Annotated in this window: 20 protein-coding genes, 1 tRNA gene and 1 rRNA gene; 8 read left to right on the top strand and 14 right to left on the bottom strand. The window is 38.6% G+C overall.

Features of this window, described 5'->3' with window-relative positions:
• The 12 genes from EV212_RS06620 to dnaA all read right to left on the bottom strand — a co-directional run.
• Positions 1-290: ribosomal RNA gene (locus tag EV212_RS06620) — 16S ribosomal RNA — on the bottom strand; the annotation flags it as partial.
• 440 nt (positions 291-730) lie between these two features.
• Positions 731-818: transfer RNA gene (locus tag EV212_RS06615), tRNA-Ser, on the bottom strand.
• Between the two features lie 163 nt (positions 819-981).
• Entirely contained in the window at positions 982-1,533 is a 552-nt protein-coding gene (locus tag EV212_RS06610) for a Fe-S-containing hydro-lyase (protein ID WP_132090654.1), read from the bottom strand.
• Positions 1,534-1,552: 19 nt separating this feature from the next.
• On the bottom strand, positions 1,553-2,395 hold the full coding sequence (locus EV212_RS06605; protein WP_132090652.1) for a fumarate hydratase: 843 nt from the start codon (positions 2,393-2,395) through the stop codon (positions 1,553-1,555).
• Positions 2,396-2,461: 66 nt separating this feature from the next.
• The gene (locus tag EV212_RS06600; protein ID WP_132090650.1) at positions 2,462-3,766 is read right to left on the bottom strand and encodes a cation:proton antiporter; all 1,305 of its coding nucleotides are present in this window, start codon (positions 3,764-3,766) and stop codon (positions 2,462-2,464) included.
• Positions 3,767-3,796: 30 nt separating this feature from the next.
• A complete protein-coding gene (locus EV212_RS06595; protein ID WP_132090647.1) occupies positions 3,797-4,546 on the bottom strand; it encodes an MBL fold metallo-hydrolase in 750 nt (249 codons plus the stop codon).
• Positions 4,543-7,041, bottom strand: a complete 2,499-nt coding sequence (gyrA, locus tag EV212_RS06590) for a DNA gyrase subunit A (protein WP_132090644.1) — start codon at positions 7,039-7,041, stop codon at positions 4,543-4,545. Before gyrA ends, EV212_RS06595 begins: the two co-directional genes overlap by 4 nt.
• 19 nt (positions 7,042-7,060) lie before the next feature.
• Entirely contained in the window at positions 7,061-8,971 is a 1,911-nt protein-coding gene (gyrB, locus tag EV212_RS06585; protein WP_132090641.1) for a DNA topoisomerase (ATP-hydrolyzing) subunit B, read from the bottom strand.
• Positions 8,964-10,067 (bottom strand): DNA replication/repair protein RecF, encoded by a 1,104-nt coding sequence (recF, locus tag EV212_RS06580; protein ID WP_132090638.1) that lies wholly within the window; start codon positions 10,065-10,067, stop codon positions 8,964-8,966. The genes gyrB and recF overlap by 8 nt, the downstream gene beginning before the upstream one ends.
• The gene (locus EV212_RS06575; protein WP_132090635.1) at positions 10,067-10,276 is read right to left on the bottom strand and encodes an RNA-binding S4 domain-containing protein; all 210 of its coding nucleotides are present in this window, start codon (positions 10,274-10,276) and stop codon (positions 10,067-10,069) included. The genes recF and EV212_RS06575 overlap by 1 nt, the downstream gene beginning before the upstream one ends.
• An 8-nt stretch (positions 10,277-10,284) precedes the next feature.
• On the bottom strand, positions 10,285-11,394 hold the full coding sequence (dnaN, locus tag EV212_RS06570) for a DNA polymerase III subunit beta (protein ID WP_132090632.1): 1,110 nt from the start codon (positions 11,392-11,394) through the stop codon (positions 10,285-10,287).
• Positions 11,395-11,710: 316 nt separating this feature from the next.
• Positions 11,711-13,063 (bottom strand): chromosomal replication initiator protein DnaA, encoded by a 1,353-nt coding sequence (dnaA, locus tag EV212_RS06565; RefSeq protein WP_132090629.1) that lies wholly within the window; start codon positions 13,061-13,063, stop codon positions 11,711-11,713.
• Between the two features lie 425 nt (positions 13,064-13,488).
• Here dnaA and rpmH point away from each other — a divergent pair, with 425 nt between their 5' ends.
• From rpmH to rsmG, 8 genes are all read left to right on the top strand, one after another.
• Entirely contained in the window at positions 13,489-13,623 is a 135-nt protein-coding gene (rpmH, locus tag EV212_RS06560) for a 50S ribosomal protein L34 (protein WP_132090626.1), read from the top strand.
• A gap of 52 nt (positions 13,624-13,675) precedes the next feature.
• Positions 13,676-14,026, top strand: a complete 351-nt coding sequence (gene rnpA, locus EV212_RS06555) for a ribonuclease P protein component (RefSeq protein WP_132090623.1) — start codon at positions 13,676-13,678, stop codon at positions 14,024-14,026.
• Positions 14,023-14,232, top strand: a complete 210-nt coding sequence (gene yidD, locus EV212_RS06550) for a membrane protein insertion efficiency factor YidD (protein ID WP_132090621.1) — start codon at positions 14,023-14,025, stop codon at positions 14,230-14,232. Before rnpA ends, yidD begins: the two co-directional genes overlap by 4 nt.
• A gap of 19 nt (positions 14,233-14,251) precedes the next feature.
• Positions 14,252-15,520 carry a YidC/Oxa1 family membrane protein insertase gene (locus tag EV212_RS06545; RefSeq protein ID WP_132090618.1) on the top strand — a complete coding sequence of 423 codons (1,269 nt, stop codon included), beginning with the start codon at positions 14,252-14,254 and terminating at the stop codon, positions 15,518-15,520.
• A gap of 28 nt (positions 15,521-15,548) precedes the next feature.
• Positions 15,549-16,214, top strand: a complete 666-nt coding sequence (gene jag, locus EV212_RS06540; protein ID WP_132090615.1) for an RNA-binding cell elongation regulator Jag/EloR — start codon at positions 15,549-15,551, stop codon at positions 16,212-16,214.
• A 61-nt stretch (positions 16,215-16,275) separates the two neighbouring features.
• Positions 16,276-17,652, top strand: coding sequence for a tRNA uridine-5-carboxymethylaminomethyl(34) synthesis GTPase MnmE (gene mnmE / locus EV212_RS06535; protein ID WP_132090612.1), 1,377 nt, complete (start codon positions 16,276-16,278; stop codon positions 17,650-17,652).
• Between the two features lie 10 nt (positions 17,653-17,662).
• Positions 17,663-19,561 carry a tRNA uridine-5-carboxymethylaminomethyl(34) synthesis enzyme MnmG gene (gene mnmG, locus EV212_RS06530; RefSeq protein ID WP_132090609.1) on the top strand — a complete coding sequence of 633 codons (1,899 nt, stop codon included), beginning with the start codon at positions 17,663-17,665 and terminating at the stop codon, positions 19,559-19,561.
• On the top strand, positions 19,558-20,265 hold the full coding sequence (gene rsmG, locus EV212_RS06525) for a 16S rRNA (guanine(527)-N(7))-methyltransferase RsmG (protein WP_132090606.1): 708 nt from the start codon (positions 19,558-19,560) through the stop codon (positions 20,263-20,265). The genes mnmG and rsmG overlap by 4 nt, the downstream gene beginning before the upstream one ends.
• On the opposite strand, the gene aroE is transcribed toward rsmG, so the two are convergent.
• A complete protein-coding gene (gene aroE / locus EV212_RS06520; RefSeq protein ID WP_132090603.1) occupies positions 20,260-21,117 on the bottom strand; it encodes a shikimate dehydrogenase in 858 nt (285 codons plus the stop codon). The two genes, rsmG and aroE, sit on opposite strands and share 6 nt — an antisense overlap.
• 14 nt (positions 21,118-21,131) lie before the next feature.
• A complete protein-coding gene (locus EV212_RS06515) occupies positions 21,132-22,082 on the bottom strand; it encodes an alpha/beta fold hydrolase (protein ID WP_132090600.1) in 951 nt (316 codons plus the stop codon).
• Positions 22,083-22,277: the final 195 nt, after the last annotated feature.

Genomic DNA, 22,277 nt, shown 5'->3' with positions numbered 1-22,277 from the left:
TTGGTGGGCCGTTACCCCGCCAACAAGCTAATCAGACGCGGGTCCATCTCATACCACCGGAGTTTTTCACACTGTACCATGCGGTACTGTGCGCTTATGCGGTATTAGCAGTCATTTCTAACTGTTATCCCCCTGTATGAGGCAGGTTACCCACGCGTTACTCACCCGTCCGCCACTCAGTCACCAGAGATATCCTTCCGAAGAGATCAATCTGAGGTGCTTCGTTCGACTTGCATGTGTTAAGCACGCCGCCAGCGTTCATCCTGAGCCAGGATCAAACTCTCATGTTTGAGTTTTGACTTAGCGAAGTGGTTTTGAGCTTAGTCAAAACCAACATCCGGCCACTTGGTGAGGTCCTTTCGAACCCAGTGGAGCGGATGTGTCCGCTTTGTCTATCCTAACAGAATGACAACTAGCTGTTATCTTCCCGTTTTTTACTGTCTGGAGTGCCTTTCGGCACCATTCGTTTTTTCTCAAAGTTGTTACGCTGCCACTAAACTCGAAAATACCTCGTTAAGTGGTCAGGTAACGACGTTCACACTGGATTCGTCCGTTCAGACTCATCAAGTGTTCACAGTCAAGAACTTTCGGGATTGTTTTATTGTTTAATTGTCAATGTCCATTTTTTGATGTTGCTCATCTCCGTCGTGCAACTTTTATAGGATAACACAGTTGCAAGTTTTTGTCAACATCTTTTTTTAATTTTTTTGAATATTTTTTATATTCAAAACGGAGAAGGAGGGATTTGAACCCTCGCGCCGCGTTAGCGACCTATACCCTTAGCAGGGGCACCTCTTCGGCCTCTTGAGTACTTCTCCGAATAGTTAAAAACTATGAAATTTTTACGCACTTTTACAGTGCTTGTCTATTATAATACATATTAATCCTTCTTGTCAATGTATTTTCTTTACATTTTTTTAATTTTTTTTACAACACAAGATATAGATTTTTTTATTTTATTTTTATTATATATAGTAAATATCAAATTTGCCGATACTCTTTAACAACGTTTTCATAAAGATTATTTCCATTTGAATCGATGACCACAATTGCTGGCATATTGACTACTTCAAGCTTCCGTATAGCTTCTGTTCCCAAATCATCATAAGCAATGACTATAGATTTTTTAATCGCTTTTGAGAGTAAAGCTCCTGCGCCACCCACTGCTGCAAAATAGACAGCCTTATTGCGGACGATCGCTTCTACAACCTCTTTAGAACGTTTTCCTTTACCAATCATACCTTTTAATCCACAATCCATTAATTTCGGAGCATACTTGTCCATTCTGCTACTGGTTGTGGGTCCTGCAGAACCAATCGGTCTTCCTTCCCTGGCCGGTGAAGGTCCCATATAATATATAATATTATTTTCCAGACTCATTGGAATTGTTTCGTTGGCAAGCATGGATTCATACATCCGTTTATGAGCCGCATCTCTGGCCGTATAAATTGTCCCGCTAATATAAACATAATCTCCCGACTTTAATTCTCTGATTGTTTCATCCTTTAAGGGTGCGCTAATATATTTTTCCATTCTGCTTTCTCCTTAAATTTTATAATTCTCGTGTCACATGTCGGTTCACATGACAACATATATTAATAGCTACAGGAAGACCAGCGATATGTGTCGGATAAGTCTCAATATTTACAGCCATAGCCGTGACTGTACCTCCAAGTCCTCCCGGTCCGATTCCCAACTGATTCACCTTTTCAAGCATTTCTATTTCAAGTTCTTTTATATAAGGAATATCCGAATGACTTCCGGCTGCTCTTGTTAAAGCATGTTTTGCCATCAATGCACACTTTTCAAAATCACCGCCGATTCCAACACCGACAACAAGCGGAGGACATGCATTCGGACCGGCAGCATCTACCGTTTCAAGAATCGCCTTTTTAACCCCTTCGATACCATCCGCCGGTTTCAGCATACAGATTCGGCTCATATTTTCGCTTCCGAATCCCTTTGGTGCCAAAGTGATTTTAAAAGAATCTCCCGGAACAATCTGATAATGAATGATCGCCGGTGTATTATCATTTGTATTTTTACGGTAAATCGGGTCCTCAACCACGGATTTTCGTAAAAAGCCTTCTGTATATCCCCGACGCACACCTTCATTGATCGCCTCTTCCAGTATTCCATCTACAATATGTATTTCCTGGCCCATTTCTATGAAAAAAATAGCCATTCCCGTATCCTGACAAATCGGGATCATTTCTTCACCTGCAATTTTTAAATTATCTTCAAGTTGCTTTAATACCTGCTTTCCCAATGTGGATTCTTCTGTCTCTATAGCATGATTCATGGCTTCTACCATATCATCCGATAAAAAATGCGTTGCCTGAATACACATTTCCTGGATAGTATCCCTGATTACATGACAAGATATATCTCTCATCTCTAAACCTCCAAATCAATGAGGGGGCTATCACCGAATTAATTTTTCAGGACAGCCCCTTTTTTATTACATTACTTTTTTCTTTTCTTCTGCCTCCTGCAGTTTCATAGCTCTTCGATTAATAACTTCCGCACTCTTCGGCTGAATATCTCCGGTTTTCTTCAAAGCCCATTTTGTCATTGAAGGACCTACAAGTTCATAAACCAAAACTGAGAAAAGAACGATGTTCCGAATCATTGCTCCCTCTGCACCAAATTTTGCGGCCGCCGTAATACACATTCCCAGAGCAACTCCGGCCTGTGGAAAGAGCGTAATTCCCAAATATTTCTGGACCACAGAATCACATCCGGCAGCTTTTGCACTGGACCAGGCGCCCAGATACTTCCCGATACAACGAAATACAATATAGACAATACCTATAATAACGATACTTATATCTGAAAAAACACTTAATTCAAGCTCTGCACCACTGATGACAAAGAACAAAGCAAATAAAGGTGCCGTCCAACGGTCAGACTTTTCCATCAAATCTTCAGACAACGGACATATATTACAGAAAATGGTTCCGAGCATCATACAAACTAAAAGCGAAGAAAATTGAATATGTACACCGCCAACATCAAATTCCAGCATAGAAATTCCAACGGTCAAAAATACAAAAGCAATAGTTAATGACAAACGATTGCTGTTGGAATTAAATAATGTTTCTAACTTGGTCAGCAGCCATCCCATAAAGGCCCCGACAATCAATGAAAGAACAATTTCCAGAAAAGGCTCAACTAAAATAGACGTCATATTAAAAGCACCATCTTTTAAAGCCATAGCCACACCGAAAGAAACGGCAAATACCATCAGAGCTACCGCATCGTCCAATGCAACGACCGGAAGAAGAATATCCGTTAATTTTCCTTTCGCCTTATACTGACGTACAACCATCAATGTCGCAGCGGGAGCTGTAGCGGTTGCAATGGCCCCCAAAGTAATGGCTGTTGTAATCGGAAGCTTGGCTCCAAGAAAGATGTGAAGTACAAACATTGCTATATTTACGCATAAAGATGCAACCAATCCTTCAGCAATACCAACGATCATCGCCTGACGTCCGATATTCTTTAACTGGGACAGACGAAATTCATTACCAATTGTAAAAGCAATAAATCCCAATGCTACATTTGAAATCAAAGCGTACTGCTCAACATCGCTGGTCGATACAAATCCTATTCCCGGTATATTCAAACGTCCAAGAACATAAGGCCCAATTAAAACACCGGCGATCAAATAGGCCGTAACGTCCGGTAATTTTAATGGTCGTAATATACGGGTCATCAATAATCCCATGATCAATGCTACTGAAATTGCTAATATTGCTGTCATTTTTCTTCCTCTTTCCATCCCATGATGTTATTATATTTCAAAAATTTGTCCCTCTTCACTGATCGACACAACTTTTTCTTTGTAATCCTGTGCAGATTCTCCATTTTTAAATTTCTCAATCAGCTTATAATCCTTCCAGAAGTGCATCGGAAAAACAATATCTGCATCGGCTGTACGCATAAATTCATTCATGCCCCACCAATAATGTTCTTCCTGCCGGGGATCAAGCACAACAAAAGCCACATCAAAATGACGCCCTTTTATTTTGTCCATTTCATATTTATACTCTTTCTCACGGCGTTCTCTGTCAGCTTCGCTTTCGCCTGTCCAGGACCACCAATGCAGATCTCCTGCAAAATAAACAGATTTTCCAGCATATTCAATTAAAAATGCCACGCCTTCATCCGTAGATTTTAACGTTTCAATTTTTATATCCCGGGAGCCTCCTTCTTTTCTGGAAACTCCCCGGTTATCCACATTCAGATATAATAATTTGTCCTTATCCACAAAAATGGTATTTTCTCCACCAGTTCCAAGACGAACAGCAAAACTTAAGCTGTGACGCACATCATCTGAAAGAACATACGTGACATATGGATTGTATTCCGCGTATTGATAAATAGACGGATTAAAGTGGTCTCCGTGACTGTGACTTACAAAGAAAATAATTCGTTTATTTTTATCAAACTCCGGCAGTTTTCCTTTATAATAATCAAATACAAAGATACAATCTTCAATCTCAACAACAAAACAACTATGATGAATATATGTTATCTTCATTCAGTTTCTCCACCTGTCTCTGTATTGTCTGTTTCATCCGTTTCTGCTTCCCGAACCTTGGCGATACTTGCAACTTTAATATCATTTTCTACGTCCACATCCATCAATTTTACACCGGAGGTATAACGTCCGATTTTAGAAATTCCATCCACCGGCATACGAATGATAATACCGCCGGAAGTAATCATCATAATTTCCTGGCTGTCATTAACTGCTTTTGCACCGATAACATTTCCTGTTTTCTCTGTGATATTATAGCAAAGAACACCTTTACCTCCCCTGTGCTGAAGATTAAATTCACTTAAAGATGTTCGTTTACCCATACCATTTTCCGAAGCAATAAGAAGCGAATCTCCCTGTGTATCCAACTGCATACCGATGATTTCATCCTCGTCATCCAGGGTCATGCCAATAACTCCCATCGATGTACGGCCGGTTGGACGCACATCCTGTTCACTAAACCGGATACATTTTCCGTGTTTTGTCACAAGGAATATGTCATTATCATTATTCGTTATTTTTACTTCAATTAATTCATCATCTTCCTTCAAATTAATTGAAAGAATACCTGTTTTTCTTATATGTTCATATTCCTTAATCGAAGTTTTCTTTACAATACCTTTCCTCGTTGCCATGAACAGATAAACATCCTGATCAAAATTCCGAATAGGTATCATTGCAGTAATTTTTTCTCCCGGCTCTAATTGCAGAATGTTAACAATCGCCGTTCCACGCGCTACTCTGGAAGATTCCGGAATCTGATAAGCCTTGATTCTATATGCCTTTCCCTTATTCGTAAAGAACATAATAAAATGATGTGTGCTTGTCATCAGCAAATCTTCAATGTAGTCGTCATCCAGTGTGGACATACCCTTGATACCCTTGCCGCCCCGATTTTGACTGCGGAAATTATCTACCGTCATCCGCTTAATATAACCAAGCTTTGTCATTGCGATGACCGTATTTTCTTTTTTAATTAAGTCTTCAATCGTAATTTCATCGTCATCAACGCCAATCGATGTCCTGCGGTCATCACCATATTTATTACGAATAATTATAATTTCATCACGAATAACGCCAAGAAGACGTTTCTCATCACCAAGAATCGCTTTTAATTCAGCAATTTTTGCTTCCAGCTCAGCATATTCACCTTCCAGCTTTTCCCGTTCCAGACCGGTTAAAGCACGAAGACGCATATCAACGATAGCCTGTGCCTGCACATCCGTCAAATCAAAGCTCTGAATCAATTTTTCCTTAGCTTCAGCCACATTTTTTGAAGAACGGATAATGTGAATCACTTCATCAATATTATCCAGAGCAATTAATAAGCCCTCTAAAATATGTGCCCGCTCTTCCGCCTTATTCAATTCATATTTGGAACGTCGGGTAATAACCTCTTCCTGATGTTTAAGGTATAATTCTAAAATCTGTTTGAGATTAAGAATCATAGGTTCATTATTGACCAATGCCAGCATGATCACACCAAAAGTATCCTGAAGCTGCGTATGTTTATATAAATGATTCAAAATGATATTTGGGTTTGCATCTTTCTTCAACTCAATAACAACCCGCATACCTTCACGGCTGGATTCATCTCTCAAATCAGATATGCCTTCCACCCGTTTGTCACGAACCAGTTCTGCGATCTTTTCAATTAACTTTGCCTTATTGACCATATACGGAAGTTCTGTAACAACGATTCTCTGACGTCCATTCCCCATCGGTTCAATATCTGTCACCGCACGTACCTTGATTTTTCCCCGTCCGGTACGATAGGCCTGATTTATTCCATTTTTTCCAAGAATCATCGCACCCGTAGGAAAATCCGGTCCTTTTACAATATCTAAAAGTTCTTCAATTTCCGTATCCCTATCATAGTCAATCTTATTTTCAATAATTTTTAAGACGCCGTCGATGGTTTCCCGGAGATTGTGGGGCGGAATATTCGTTGCCATACCAACAGCAATACCCGTTGTGCCATTCACCAGCAGATTTGGAAATCGTGACGGAAGCACCATCGGCTCTTTTTCCGTCTCATCAAAGTTCGGACCAAAATCCACCGTATCTTTATTAATATCTGCTGTCATTTCCATAGAAATTTTACTCAGTCTGGCTTCTGTATAACGCATGGCGGCTGCGCCGTCACCATCCACAGAACCGAAATTTCCATGACCATCGACCAGAGGATATCTGGTCGACCATTCCTGAGCCAGATTTACCAAAGCACCATAAATCGAAGAATCGCCATGCGGATGATATTTACCCATTGTATCACCGACGATACGTGCGCATTTACGATGCGGCTTATCCGGTCCATTGTTCAGCTCAATCATTGCATATAATATACGTCTCTGAACGGGTTTTAACCCGTCTCTTACATCCGGCAATGCTCTGGAGGCGATAACACTCATGGCATACTCGATATAAGATTGCTCCATTGTTTCCTGAAGATCCACTTCCTGGACTTTGTCAAAAACATTGCTTAAATCATCCATTCATCAGTTCCTCCATTTTTTAAATATCAAGATTCCGCACATATTTGGCATGAGTCTCGATAAATTCACGCCGAGGCTCTACCTTATCTCCCATCAAAACATTAAATGTGTCGTTAAGAGCTGCCATCTTTGCGTCATCCATAGTTACTTTTAAAAGAATCCGCCGGTCCGGATCCATCGTCGTCTCCCATAACTGTTCTGGGTCCATCTCACCAAGTCCTTTATACCGCTGAATTCGATTATTCTGGTCCCGCCCTATTTCTGTCAGAATATTATTCAATTCCGTATCATCATAGGCATACCATACTTTTTTGTTCTTTTCAACTTTATATAATGGCGGCTGCGCCAGATATACATATCCCTCACGAATCAAATCCGGCATGAAACGATACAAAAACGTCAGCAAAAGCGTTGCAATATGTGCTCCGTCCACATCGGCATCCGTCATAATAATAATTTTATGATAGCGAAGCTTCGAAATATCAAATTCTTCATGGATACCTGTTCCGAAAGCCGTAATCATAGCTTTAATCTCGTTATTGACCAAAATCTTATCCAAACGTGATTTCTCCACATTTAAAATTTTACCACGCAAAGGTAAAATAGCCTGGGTCGCACGGGAACGGGCTGTTTTCGCCGAACCTCCGGCAGAATCTCCCTCAACGATATAAATCTCACAGTTAGCCGGATCCTTATCCGAACAATCTGCCAGTTTTCCCGGAAGACTCATGGTCTCCAACGCTGTTTTACGTCGTGTTAAATCTCTGGCTTTCCGTGCCGCATCTCTGGCTCTCTGAGCTAAAACCGCTTTTTCAGCAATAATTTTACCTACATTCGGATTCTGCTCAAGGAAAACCATCAGCCGTTCACTGACAATATTATCCACAGCCCCCCTGGCCTCACTATTTCCAAGCTTCTGCTTCGTCTGGCCCTCAAACTGAGGTTCCTCGACTTTAATACTGATAATCGTTGTCAGACCCTCTCGGATATCCTCACCCGAAAGATTAGGTTCATTCTCTTTAAGCAATTTATTCTTCCTTGCATAATCATTAAAGGTTTTCGTTAAAGCATTGCGGAAACCGATCAGATGAGTACCGCCTTCCGGAGTAATAATATTATTAACAAAACTATAGCAGCTTTCCGTGTAGGAATTATTATGTTGTAAAGCTACTTCCACATAAACGTTATCTTTGACACCTTCACAATAAATAATTTCCGGATATAAAACATCATGAGGACGGTTCAGATACTGAACGTACTCTTTAATACCACCCTCATAGTGAAATATTTTCTCGACAGGTTTTTCTCCCCGATCATCGACTAAAACAATCCTCAGATTTTTTGTAAGAAATGCCGTTTCCCTTAACCGCTCTTTTAAAATTTCAAAATCATAAACCGTATCCTCAAAAATCAATGTATCCGGTTTAAAAGTAACCTTTGTTCCCTGCTTTTCCGTCTCTCCGACAACTTCCAGATTACTGACCACTTTTCCCCGTTCATATCGTTGTTTATATTCTTTTCCGTCTTTATAGACAATAACTTCCAGCCATTCAGAAAGGGCATTTACTACAGAAGCTCCGACACCATGAAGTCCACCAGAAACCTTATATCCTCCACCGCCAAATTTCCCGCCGGCATGAAGAATCGTAAATACGACTTCTACAGCCGGTCTTCCGGCCTTTTCCTGAATATCTACAGGTATACCACGGCCATTGTCAATGACGGTAATCGAATTATCTTTATTCACTGTAACATTGATCACGCTGCAGTAACCGGCTAAAGCCTCATCGACCGAATTATCGACAATCTCATAAACAAGGTGATGGAGGCCTTTTGAAGAAGTGCTTCCAATGTACATACCAGGTCTTTTTCGAACGGCCTCAAGCCCTTCTAGAATCTGAATTTGATCTGCACTATAATTATCACTCATCTTTAACCTCCCGTTGCTGATTTACAATTGACCCATTTTTCACTTCAAAAACTTTATCTATATTAAATCGATTATGAATAAATTCATCCAGTCCTGTACAAGTTATGACTGTCTGGATCTGGCAGATACTCTCCAACAAATAGTTTTGCCGGAAACTATCCAGTTCAGACAGAACATCATCCAATAAAAGAATCGGCGTATCTTTAATGAATAATTTCACTAAATCAATCTCGGCCAATTTTAAAGACAGGGCTGCCGTTCTCTGTTGACCCTGAGAACCATATTTACGAACATTCATACCATCAATATAAAAACCCATATCGTCACGATGGGGACCTATGGTAGTCGATTTTAATCTTAAATCATTTTCACGATGCATAAATAGCTGTTCTTCAAAGCTCTTTTCGTCAACATTCGGCTCATAGCGGATATCTAAATGTTCCCTTCCGCCGCTTAATTTTTCATGAATCGGAAAGATCAGTTTACTGATCTGTTCAATAAATCTCTCTCGCTCTCTGATCACACGGAGACCATAACGAACAAGCTGAGCATCCCACACATCCAAAGTACTTCTCAATGACTCCTGATAATAAGCCTGTTTTAATAAATTATTCCGCTGATTAACTACTTTGTTATAGTTCGATATATCGTGAAGATATAATTTATTCAGCTGGCATAACTCCATATCCATAAAATGTCTGCGTTCCGCAGGACCATTTTTGATGATTGCCAGATCCTCCGGTGAAAAGAACACAACATTCACCATTCCCATAAGTTCACTGGATTTTTTGATAGGAATCCCATCAATAGCCGCACCTTTTGTCTTATTTTTTTTCAGATGAATATCAATCTTATGTTCGATGCCGTTTTTTTCCACAAACATACGAATATGGGAATCATCTCTGTCAAAGCGAATCATCTCCCTGTCCCGGCTGCCCCGGTGGGATTTTGTCGTTGCACACACATAAATAGATTCCAAAATATTGGTTTTTCCCTGGGCATTATCTCCATAAAGAATATTAATACCCCGATCGAAATTTATCTGAAGACTTTCATAATTACGATAATCAAGTAGTTCAAGAGATTTTATAATCATTATTTTTCAATCTTAATTGTTTCACCGTCGAAGGTTACCGTATCACCCTCATGAAGTTTCTTTCCTCTTTGATACTCAACCTCGCCATTGACACAAACCTGTCCTTCTTTTATTACAATTTTAGCTTCCAGACCGGAATTCACACAGCCGGCCGCTTTTAAAGCCTGACCAAGCTTAATAAATTCATCTTTCAGTTTAATAACTTCCATAATATCTCCTATACCCCCGGATTAAAGTTTACCGGAAGAATCAAATATATATATTTTTGCGCTTCATCACGAATGAAACATGGTGCTTTTGGATTAATCATATAAATATCAATATTTTCATCATCAATTACCCGGAGTGCATCCAGAATAAATTTCGGATTAAAACCAATCATCAGGTCTTTTCCTGTTTTTATAATATCAATATCTTCATTCATAGAACCAATGAAAGAATTAATTTTTAATTCCATGGAATCATCTAAAATATTCATGATAATTGGTTTCTTATCACCTTCTTTGACAAGAAGAGAAGCACGTTCAATACAACTTTGAAGTTCTTTTTTATTAATTGAGATTTTGGTTTCATAATCACTGGAAAGCATCTGTTCGATTCGGAAATATTCTCCTTCAATCAGTCGGGAAACAACAACGGTATCATCAAATTCAAAGACTATATGCCGTCCGGTGAAAAACATATGAACATAGTCTTCAATACCACCGGTCAAAATCTTACTGACTTCGTTTAACGTTTTACCAGGGACAACAACTTTAATATGATTATATTCTTCTTTCAATTCAATTTTACGAATGGAAATACGATGTCCGTCCAGAGATACAACCTTCATTTCATTACCATTGATTTCAAAAAGTTCTCCGGTCATTAAACGATTGTTTTCATTGTCCGCAATAGAAAAAATAGTTTGACGGATAATTTCTTTCAATGAAAATTGGGATAAGACAACCATTTGATCCTTTTCAATCTCCGGTAAGTAAGAAAAATCATCACCGGATTTTCCAGCAATATTGAATTTTGCTTTTTCACATTTGATCAAAGCCCGGAAATTTTCATCTGTCTGTATGGTAACTTCACTATCCGGAAGTTTTCGGACAATTTCTGAAAAAAGCTTTGCTTCGAGGGCAATCTTTCCTTTGTCAAGAATGTCCCCCTTAATTTTGGTTTCGATTCCAAGTTCCATATCATTTGCAGTCAGTTTAATTTGACCATCTGTTGTATCAATTAAAATACATTCAAGGATAGGCATCGTTGTCTTCGCAGGAACTGCTTTCAATACGGTATTGACTCCCTGGAGGAGTTCAGATTTGCTGCAGATAATTTTCATGTTAAAAATCAACCTTTCTCAGCCTGCCGAAAATTTTGTGAATAACTTCCGGGCAGCCGCATATAAATATATAAATAATTATTTTATAGTAGTTGTAGTAGTAGGGGCCGTGGATATGTGGATATGCCGTTTAACCCCTGATTTTTACTGGTTTTTTTGATGGGATAACTCTGTTGAAACCGACCGGATGACTAAGGGATAACTCTGAAATTATCCACATCATCAAATTCTGAAAATCAACATTCGGGAGGTTAAAAAAAAATTATCCCCTTATGAATCACCTTTCGTCCACAAATTATAAAGAGGTTATCCACAATCAGGTTGGAGGATTTATCTTCTTTATTAATATATCAATTGTATTTTTAAGATTTTCATCATGTTTTAAATCATCGGATATTTTCTTTTCACCGTGAATAATTGTCGTGTGGTCCTTTTTTCCAAGAGAATTTCCGACAGCCTGTAAGGAATCAGCAGTCATCTTACGGCATAGATACATACAGATCTGACGGGGATAAGCGATTTCCTTATTTCGTTTTGTACTTTTTATATCATCCGGAGATATGTTGTAATGTTCTGCAACCGTATCAATGATGAGTTCACAGGTGACAGGACGTTTTTCCTCCGGAGAAATAATATTTTCAAGTGCTTCCTTTGTTAAATCAAAATTAATTGTTTTTTTGCGAAGTCTTGAAAAATTGTAAATCTGTTTCAATGCACCTTCCAGTTCACGAATACTGGATTTTATATTCGTAGCGATGTAATTTAATGATTCATCGTCGACCATGATGTTATCAAGTTCCGCACGCTTTTTAAGGATAGCCATACGTGTTTCATAATTTGGAGGCTGTACGTCGACGGTCAGTCCCGCTTTGAATCGGGTGATCAGTCGGTCTTCCAAACCATTGATATCCTTTGGTGGTTTATCGGAAGATATAACAATCTGTTTTTTAGATTCGTATAATGTTGTAAAAGTATGGAAAAATTCTTCCTGGGTACTTTCTTTATTAACAATAAACTGAATATCGTCAATCAAAAGCATATCAATGTTTCGATATTTGTTTTTAAAATTTTCAATCTGCTTATGTTGAATCGAATGGACGAGTTCATTTGTAAATTCTTCAGATGTTACATAAATAATACGATAATCCGGGTGTTTACCTAAAACGTAATGAGCGATGGAATGCAGTAGATGGGTTTTGCCGAGACCGGCGCCGCCATAAATAAACAACGGGTTGCCGTAAATACCGGGATCTTCGGCTACGGCCAAAGCGGTAGCATGGGCAATGTCATTATTTTTTCCAACGACAAATGTTTCAAATGTATATCTTGGATTCAGATGAGCATTGATCAGTGACTCTGAATCTGTTTTTTCGGCATCTTCACTGATGCGATTTTTTTCAGATAAATCCGGAATAATAAATTGAACATCGAACTCAGTTTCAAGTACTTCAGCGATCGTAATAATTAAAGGCATACGATATTTTTTGGAGAACCAGCTTGGGTCCAAAACGAGATTTTCCTTTTCAATAGAAATAGTGATCATATTACCTTCAACTTTATAAGGCCTGAAATATTTGACCCAGGTGGTAAAAGCCACTTCGCTGATGTCATTTTCAATTTTCATTTGTTCAAGAATATCATTCCATTTTTCTTTTATTAAAGACAACACAATATTACAATCCCCCTGAGCATAAATTCACATATATATTTTATTACAAAAATGATGAGATATCAACATTAAAATTGTGGATAACTATGTGGATAAGAATTATTTATGAATTAACATAAAGTGATATTTATCTGGACTAATTATGTTAATGTTAATAAATAAAAGGAAAATTAATCACATTATAAACAGGCCGTTTTTCCAATAAATTGTGGATTTATCGTATTTTTATAAAACTTATAAACAGTTATCCACAAGTTATTCACATTATGTGGATAGAATTATGTAAATGTGGGGATAATTGTGTTGATAATCAAGTTATCCACAATTGCAAAAAAAAGCAAAGGTTTTGCTTGACGAGATTTGGGGAAATGACTATAATATAGTAGATATTTTATCTCATTTTTCATAAAGGGAGGTGTTTATAAATGAAGATGACATTTCAGCCAAAAAAGAGACAGAGAAGTAAAGTTCATGGTTTCAGAAAGAGAATGAGCACTGCTAACGGCAGAAAAGTTTTAGCAGCAAGAAGAGCTAAAGGTAGAAATAAATTATCAGCTTAGGCCGCAAATATGTGGCCTTTTTCTTTAGGGAAATCTTTAGGTAGAATGAATAATGAAATTTTCGGAATCATTGAAAAAGAATCAGCAGTTCAGAGCCGTTTATGAAAAGGGGACATCATGTGCCAATCGGTATTTGGTTGTATATAAATTGGAAAACGGCCTGAAAAGAAATCATTTGGGGATTTCTGTCAGTAAGAAGGTAGGGAACAGTATTGTAAGACATCATCTGGCAAGACTGATCCGCGAGAATTATCGTTTGAGCGAAGAGCTTTATAAAGAAGGCTATGATATTGTTGTGATTGCCAGAGTTGCAGCAAAAGATGCGGATTATCATGTTATTGAAAAAAGTCTCAGTCAGTTGTCAAAAAAACTGGATTTGTTAAAGGACAGCGATTTGCAATGAAAAAAGTATTAATAGGATGTGTTCGTTTTTACAGAAAATATATCTCTCCGCTTAAGGCACCTTGCTGCATTTATGTGCCAACCTGCTCCCAGTATGCTATTGAGGCGTTGGAAAAGTATGGGGCAGTTAAGGGAAGTTATTTAGCTATAAGAAGAATACTAAGATGCCATCCATTTCATGAAGGTGGCTATGATCCGGTTCCCTAAATTAAGGAGGAAATAGAACATGGATGTAATTGTTCTTACAAAAGTGGGGGGTATCCTAGGACCATTTGCATTGATATTTGGTCTAATCATGAACGCAATTTATGAAGTTCTTGATTTAGTGGGGATACCAAATGTTGCGTTGACAATCATATTATTTACATTGATCGCCAATATTTTGATGTTGCCGTTGACTATAAAACAGCAGCGTTATTCAAGAGTATCAGCTCTTGTAACACCAGAAATTCAGAAAATTAACAAGAAATATAAAGGAAGGACAGATGAAGTTTCACAACGCCGTATGCAGGCTGAAACGATGGAAGTCTATAAAAAATATGGGGCCAGCCCATCTTCCGGATGTCTTCCGGTATTAATTTCTTTTCCAATTTTGTTAGCATTGTACCGGATTATATATAATATTCCGTCCTATGTTAATTCGATTCATGATCTGTTTTTGACTATTGCCACTCCGATTCAGCAGACGACCGGCGGTGCGGCTATTATGGATCAGTTGATTGAAGAATTGAAAATATCTGTCACAAAGTTTGACTTTCAGGATATTGAGAAAATCATTGATGCTTTAAATGGTGTAAAAACAACCGGATGGGATACGGTAGCTAATGCCTTTGCATCTAATCCAAATGTTGTGCAGGCCATCAACAACGTAAAAGATACGATCATTAATATTAATTCTATGCCGGGTGGCCTGAATGTTATGGATGCGCCAGTACATTTTTCACAGGGGATGGCCGGAATTTTCCCTGGAATTTTGATTCCGATTTTGGCCGGTGTGACTCAGTATCTCAGTGTTAAGATCACAACCCCGAAAAATAACAATGCGGCAGCGGCTCCGGAAAATGATATGGCTCAGTCAATGAAAATGATGAATGTTTTCATGCCTTTATTCTCCGTATGGATTTGCTTTACATTGCCGGCCGGTGTTGGTCTTTACTGGGTATGTAACTCTGTATTCCGTACATTAATGGTTGTTATTGTCAATCGTTTCTTTAATAATAAGGACATTGATGAACTTGTTAAAGAAAATGCAGAAAAAGTTGCAGAACGCAAAGGAAAACCGACATTTACCGAAAAGCTCATGTCCAATGGCGCTTCGAATGCTCAGGAAGAGACGAAAAAGTATCAGTCTATGAGTGATATAGCTAAGGCAAATCGTTCGAAAAAAGATTATATGCCGAAGAACTATACGCCTGTGGACAAAGATGTGCCTTTAGATCCTGGCAGTATTTCATCAATTGCTCATATGTTGGATAAGAGCAAAAAAGACGATTGATTTGCTGTTTTTATTGGAGGGATAAAAGATGGATTATATAGAAGTTACAGGAAAAACAGTGGATGATGCGATCACAAATGCGTTGATTCAGTTAGAAACAACCAGTGATCAGATTGAGTATGAAGTCATTGAAAAAGGAAGTAATGGTTTTCTTGGATTGATCGGCAAACAGGATGCAGTTATTAAAGTTCGTAAAAAAAGCAATCTTTTAGATGATACATACGAATTTTTAAATAAGATGTTTGCTGCCATGAATATGGAAGTCAAATCAGAAATTGACTACAATGAAGAGAATCGGACAATGAATATCGATTTTTCCGGTGATGAGATGGGGATTTTGATTGGAAAAAGAGGACAGACGCTGGACTCTCTTCAGTATTTGATCAGTCTTGTAGTCAATAAAGAAAGTGATGCTTACATTAAGGTAAAGGTGGATACGGAAGATTACAGAGAACGTCGTAAGCAGACGTTAGAGAATCTTGCAAAGAACTTATCTTATAAGGTAAAAAGGACACGCCGTCCGGTAACACTTGAACCTATGAATCCTTATGAACGCCGGATTATTCATTCTGCGCTTCAGAATGACCGTTATGTGGAGACTCACAGTGAAGGTGATGAACCTTACCGCAAAGTTGTTATCACATTGAAACGTCGGGAAAACAGAGAATACCGTAAGGATTATAATAAAAATTAGTGGAAATTGCCCCCTTCTTTGGATGAAAGACGGGGGCAATTTTTGGAAAGGAGTTTTTATCATGATCAGTGATACCATTGCTGCCATATCTACAGGAATGACGCCGTCTGGCATAGGAAAGGTGCGTTTGAGCGGCGATTCTGCCATTGAAATCGCAGATCAGATTTACAGAAGTCCTAAAGGAAAAAAATCTCTAAAAAATGTACCATCTCATACGATACACTATGGTTATATATATGACGGCAGCCAGATGATCGATGAGGTACTTGTATTGATCATGAAGGCTCCGAACAGTTATACCACAGAGGATGTGGTGGAGATTGACTGTCATGGCGGTGTTGTGGTCATGAGGAAAATTCTGGAGACAGTGATTAAATATGGCGCCCGTCCGGCCGAACCGGGAGAATTTACAAAACGGGCCTTTTTAAATGGAAGGATTGATCTGTCACAGGCAGAGGCTGTCATTGATATTATTAATTCAAGAAATGAATATGCTTTAAAAAGCTCGGTTCAGCAGCTTCAGGGAAATCTTTTAAATCAGATTAAGGAAGTAAGAAAGAGTATTATCGGCAGTATTGCTTTTATTGAAGCTGCTCTGGATGATCCGGAACATATCAACGCAGACGACTATGGAATGACTTTAAAAAAACAGATTGACGAAAATATGGGAATTCTGGAAAAACTGCTTAGGTCCTGTGATGATGGGCGGCTTTTAAAAGAGGGGATAAAAACTGTTATTTTAGGCAAACCGAATGCGGGAAAGTCCTCTTTATTAAATTATCTTTCCGGTGAGGAAAGGGCCATTGTTACAGATATAGCGGGAACGACGAGAGATGTCCTTGAGGAAACAGTCCAGGTAGATGGTATTTTATTGAATGTTATTGATACGGCTGGTATACGTGATACAGATGATACTGTTGAAAAAATCGGCGTTGAGAAGGCAAAGAAATATGCTTCAGAAGCAGATTTAATTATTTATATTGTAGATGGTTCTACTTCTATGGATGAAAATGATCTGGAAATTTTAAAATTGATTCGGAATAAAAAAACAATCATACTGTTAAATAAAATAGATTTAGATTTGAAAACAACAAAAGCGGCCATTGAAAAAGAAACAGAACATCCAATCGTGGAAGTATCTGTAAAAGACAGGAAGGGATTGGAGCAATTCTCGGAAAACATTCGTCAGATGTTTTTTGAAGGAAAGCTGACATTTAATGACCAGATTTATATAACAAATGTCCGACATAAGGCGGCTATTCAGGAAGCTGCAGACAGTTTGAAGATGGTACTTCAAAGTATTGCGGATGATATGCCGGAGGATTTCTTTTCTATTGATTTGATGAATGCTTACGAGGCTCTTGGAAAGATTATCGGGGAATCTGTTGGAGAAGATTTGATTAATACCATATTTAGTGATTTTTGTATGGGTAAATAGGAGGCTTTTTATGTCTTATACTTATGAAAATTATGATATTGCGGTCATCGGTGCCGGACATGCGGGATGTGAAGCCGCTTTGGCCTGTGCACGTCTTGGTTTAAAAACGATTGTATTTACGGTCAATGTGGAAAGCATTGCCTTGATGCCGTGTAATCCGAATATCGGAGGGAGTTCCAAAGGACATCTTGTACGTGAGATTGATGCTCTTGGCGGTCAGATGGGAAAAACTATTGATCAGACCTTTATACAGTCAAAAATGCTCAATAAATCCAAGGGACCTGCGGTTCACTCATTAAGAGCGCAGGCAGATAAACATGATTATACGGAATTTATGCGCCGTACATTAGAAAATCAAGAAAATCTTACAGTAAAACAGGCTGAAATCGTGGATATATTGACAGAAGATGGACATGTATCCGGGGTAGTTACCCATACAGGTGGAATTTATCCATGTAAAGCGGCAATTCTGGCTACAGGTGTTTATTTGAAAGCCAGATGTCTGTGCGGAGAATCGATTACTTATACAGGCCCAAATGGACTTCAGGCTGCGACTCATCTTTCAGACAGTTTAAAACGCCTTGGAATTGAACTGGTGCGTTTTAAAACAGGAACGCCGGCCCGTATTGATAAACGAAGTATCGATTTTAGTAAAATGGAAGAACAATTTGGAGATGAAACAGTTGTACCATTTTCATTTACGACCAATCCTGAAGATGTTCAAAAAGACCAGGTATCCTGTTGGCTGACTTATACAAATGAGAAAACGCATGAGATTATTCGTTCCAACCTGGATCGTTCACCGATTTATGCAGGTGTGATTGAAGGGGTGGGTCCCCGTTATTGTCCTTCTATTGAGGATAAGGTGGTTAAATTTGCGGATAAGAACCGGCATCAGGTATTTATTGAACCGGAAGGAAATTATACAAATGAAATGTATATCGGCGGAATGTCAAGTTCATTGCCGGAGGATGTTCAATATCGGATGTACCGGACAGTGCCGGGACTTGAAAATGCCCGGATTGTGCGAAATGCCTATGCGATTGAGTATGATTGCATTCCGGCCACACAGCTTAAGTCGACACTGGAATTTAAGAAGGTGGAAGGTCTTTTTTCCGGAGGCCAGTTTAACGGAAGCTCCGGTTATGAAGAGGCGGCAGCTCAAGGACTTATGGCGGGAATTAATGCCTCTATGAAATTACTTGGAAAAGAACAGATCGTTTTAAAGCGGTCAGAAGCCTATATAGGTGTACTTATTGATGATTTAGTCACAAAAGAGACCCATGAGCCATACAGGATGATGACATCAAGAGCAGAATATCGTTTGCTTCTGCGTCAGGATAATGCGGATATGCGTCTGACACCGATTGGTCATCAGGTTGGATTGATATCCGATGAACGTTATGAAGCACTTTTAGAGAAAAAAGCAATGATTGAAAAAGAAATTGAGCGGGTAAAGCATGTGATGATCGGTGGTTCAAAAGAGGTTCAGGAGTTTCTTGAAGCTCATAAAAGTACACCGCTTAAAACGGCGGTATCTCTCGCTGAACTTATTCGTCGACCTGAACTTTCCTATGAAATTCTGGAACCATTGGACAAAGAAAGGGAACCATTACCGGAAGGAGTTATTGAGCAGGTAAATATTCATGTAAAGTATGAAGGTTATATTACCCGCCAACTGAGACAAGTGGAACAGTTTAAAAAAATGGAAGTTAAATTAATTCCTGAAGCGTTGGATTATAATGATATCAGTGGTTTGAGGATTGAGGCACAGCAGAAATTGTCGGCAGTTCGTCCGCATTCCGTAGGACAGGCTTCGCGTATTTCAGGAGTAACGCCGGCAGATATATCCGTATTACTCATTTATATGGAGCAGTTTAATCGGTCACATCGAAAGGAAACGGTATGAGTAAATTTGAAAATGTTTTAGAAAAACTAAATGTTCATCTTAATGAGAAACAATTGTGTCAGTTTCAAATGTATTATGAGATGCTGATTGAGACAAATAAAGTCATGAATCTGACAGCGATTACGGAATACGATGAAGTTGTTGATAAGCATTTTGTTGACAGCCTTTCTCTGATACAAGCTATTGATCTGAATCAACCCTTAAAAGTGATCGATGTGGGGACTGGCGCTGGATTTCCGGGAATTCCATTAAAGATTGCTTTTCCTGAGTTAAAAATTGTACTTCTGGATTCTCTGAATAAACGGATTAACTTTTTAAATCGGGTGATTGAAGCGTTAGAATTAACAGATATAGAGACGATTCATGGAAGAGCTGAAGATTTTGGAAGGAATCCAAAGTACCGGGAACAGTTTGATCTGTGTGTCTCCCGGGCCGTGGCCAACTTATCCACATTATCGGAATATTGTATACCTTTTGTTCAGATTGGTGGTCATTTTGTCCCTTATAAATCAGGAAAAGTACAGGAAGAATTGGAAGGGGCAAAGAGAGCTGTGACAATGCTTGGAGGAAATGTTAAGGATTGCCTGTCTTACAATTTGGCAGATACGGATATGGAGCGTTCTCTTGTGATTATCGAAAAGATAAAACCTACAAAAAAGGCTTACCCGAGAAAAGCAGGTAAGCCTTCAAAAGAACCTTTATAAATCACCATTTTCTTTCATCATGGCCATTTTCATGATTTCTACCGGAGCGTCGATTCCGGTCCAGAGTTTGAAACTAACAGCGGCCTGATTGATCAGCATGGAAAATCCATCCAGTGTTTTACAGCCGCAAGCCTGTGCCTTTGCCATAAAACGTGTATGGAGCGGATTTGGGATGATATCGCAGACGACGGTGGTGAATTTAAGCGTATTATAATCAATATTTGGTACATTTGTATCAGGATATAAACCAATGGATGTACAGTTTACAAGAATATCTGTATCTTCATCCACATTATAACAGCCCTCCCAGAGTGTGAATTCTGCGTGGGCTGTTGTTTTTTCATTAATCAGCTTAACGAGGGTTTCACCTCTGTCCGGGGAACGATTGACAATGATGATTTTCCGGGTTCCGGCCAGGGCAAGTTCTACAGCAATCGCTCTGGCGGCTCCACCGGCCCCGAGAATCACTGCTTTTTTGCCGGAAATTTTTATATGTTCATCTTCCAGGGATTTTATAAATCCTTTTCCATCCGTATTTTCACCGACCATTTCACCATGATCTTCATATACCGTGTTTACAGCGCCAATCAGGGCAGCCGTGTCTGTTAAACGGTCCAGATAAGGTATCACACTTACTTTGTGGGGTATCGTGATATGTGTTCCTTTCATGTGAAGCGCTTTTAAAGATTTTACGGCTGTCTCCAAATTTTCCGGGTACACGAGCATCGTGTTATAGCGATAATTTAATCCGAGAGCTTTAAAAGCAGCTTCCATAATAACAACTGTCGGATTTTCATCTACCGGACAACCAAACAGCCCGATTAATTCACTGCGATAGCATTTTTCTGCCATGTGTATAACTCCTTTCAGGACAAATAAATGGAACAGAGGGCGGAAAAAGCATCGGTCTGTTCGATATGCGGATATTGTTTGCAGTTATCAACCAATTCTGTTTCAATAGAAGGATTAATGGATACATAGTCTTCTATTGTATGTTCTATGTCTTTTAAATCTTTTCCGCCAATGATATACATTGAATGATTCAACTTTTTTAAGGCATGGAGCATATTGATATTGGTAAAATGACTTCGCTCACTGGCATAGAGGTATCTGGCTGAAGGACCGCCGAGATGGCTGGATTCATACATTGTATCCACATCCTTTTGCGTATGAATATCCGGATAAAGCGTTTTCTTTTTATACTCTTTGAATATGGTACCATGGGAATTTGCTATGTTATAAATAGTTGTTCCAATTAAAGGAAGTTCTACTAAGTATTTTAATGTTTTATGGTTTGTTTTCGGATATTTAGCCATATCTTTCATCGATAAAGGATTTACCATCATGATCCGTCGATAAAGATCAGGTTCACTGTAGCATCCCATAATGGCAATATTTGATGAAGAACCACTGGTGATCACGTCTGTTTTGGCTCCAATGACATCTTTAATAAAATTATTGATCAATTGGACATAGATATAATTTGTATATGTCATTTTCGGTTTTTCAGAGCGTCCGCATCCAATTAAATCCAAAGCATAAACGGTATGATCTTTTGACAATTGGTTGATCAAAGATTTCCATTCATCAGCGGAAGCTGTACATTTTAATTCATGAATCAAGAGGAGTGGGGAACCACTGCCCTTTTTTGTATAAAAGATATTTCCGAATCTCCATGAATATTGATGTTTGTTTTCACAAAACAGCATATCCTTCATTCCTGCCCGGAGAAAAATCAGTTTATTAATTCCCCATGTTGTGAAAAGAAGAGCAGAAGAAATAATTCCTGCGTTCAGGAGCTTTTTGTAATTTCTCATATGAATCATTCTCCTTTAAATAAGCATTTTTTGTACTTTATATTATAAGATAATTATTATACATATACAAATATTTTTTAATGGATATTTTCTTAAATATGTTGTACAATATCTGTATATGTCCAAAATAAAGGATAGAATACTTATTTTGCAGAATTTTAAATGTTAGAGCAATATAACAAAAGGGGAAATTTA

This window comes from Frisingicoccus caecimuris (assembly GCF_004340975.1).
Taxonomy (GTDB): Bacteria; Bacillota; Clostridia; order Lachnospirales; family Lachnospiraceae; genus Frisingicoccus; species Frisingicoccus caecimuris.
The sequence above is the reverse complement of the archived record's forward strand: the minus strand, read 5'-3'. Positions and strand labels throughout refer to the sequence as shown.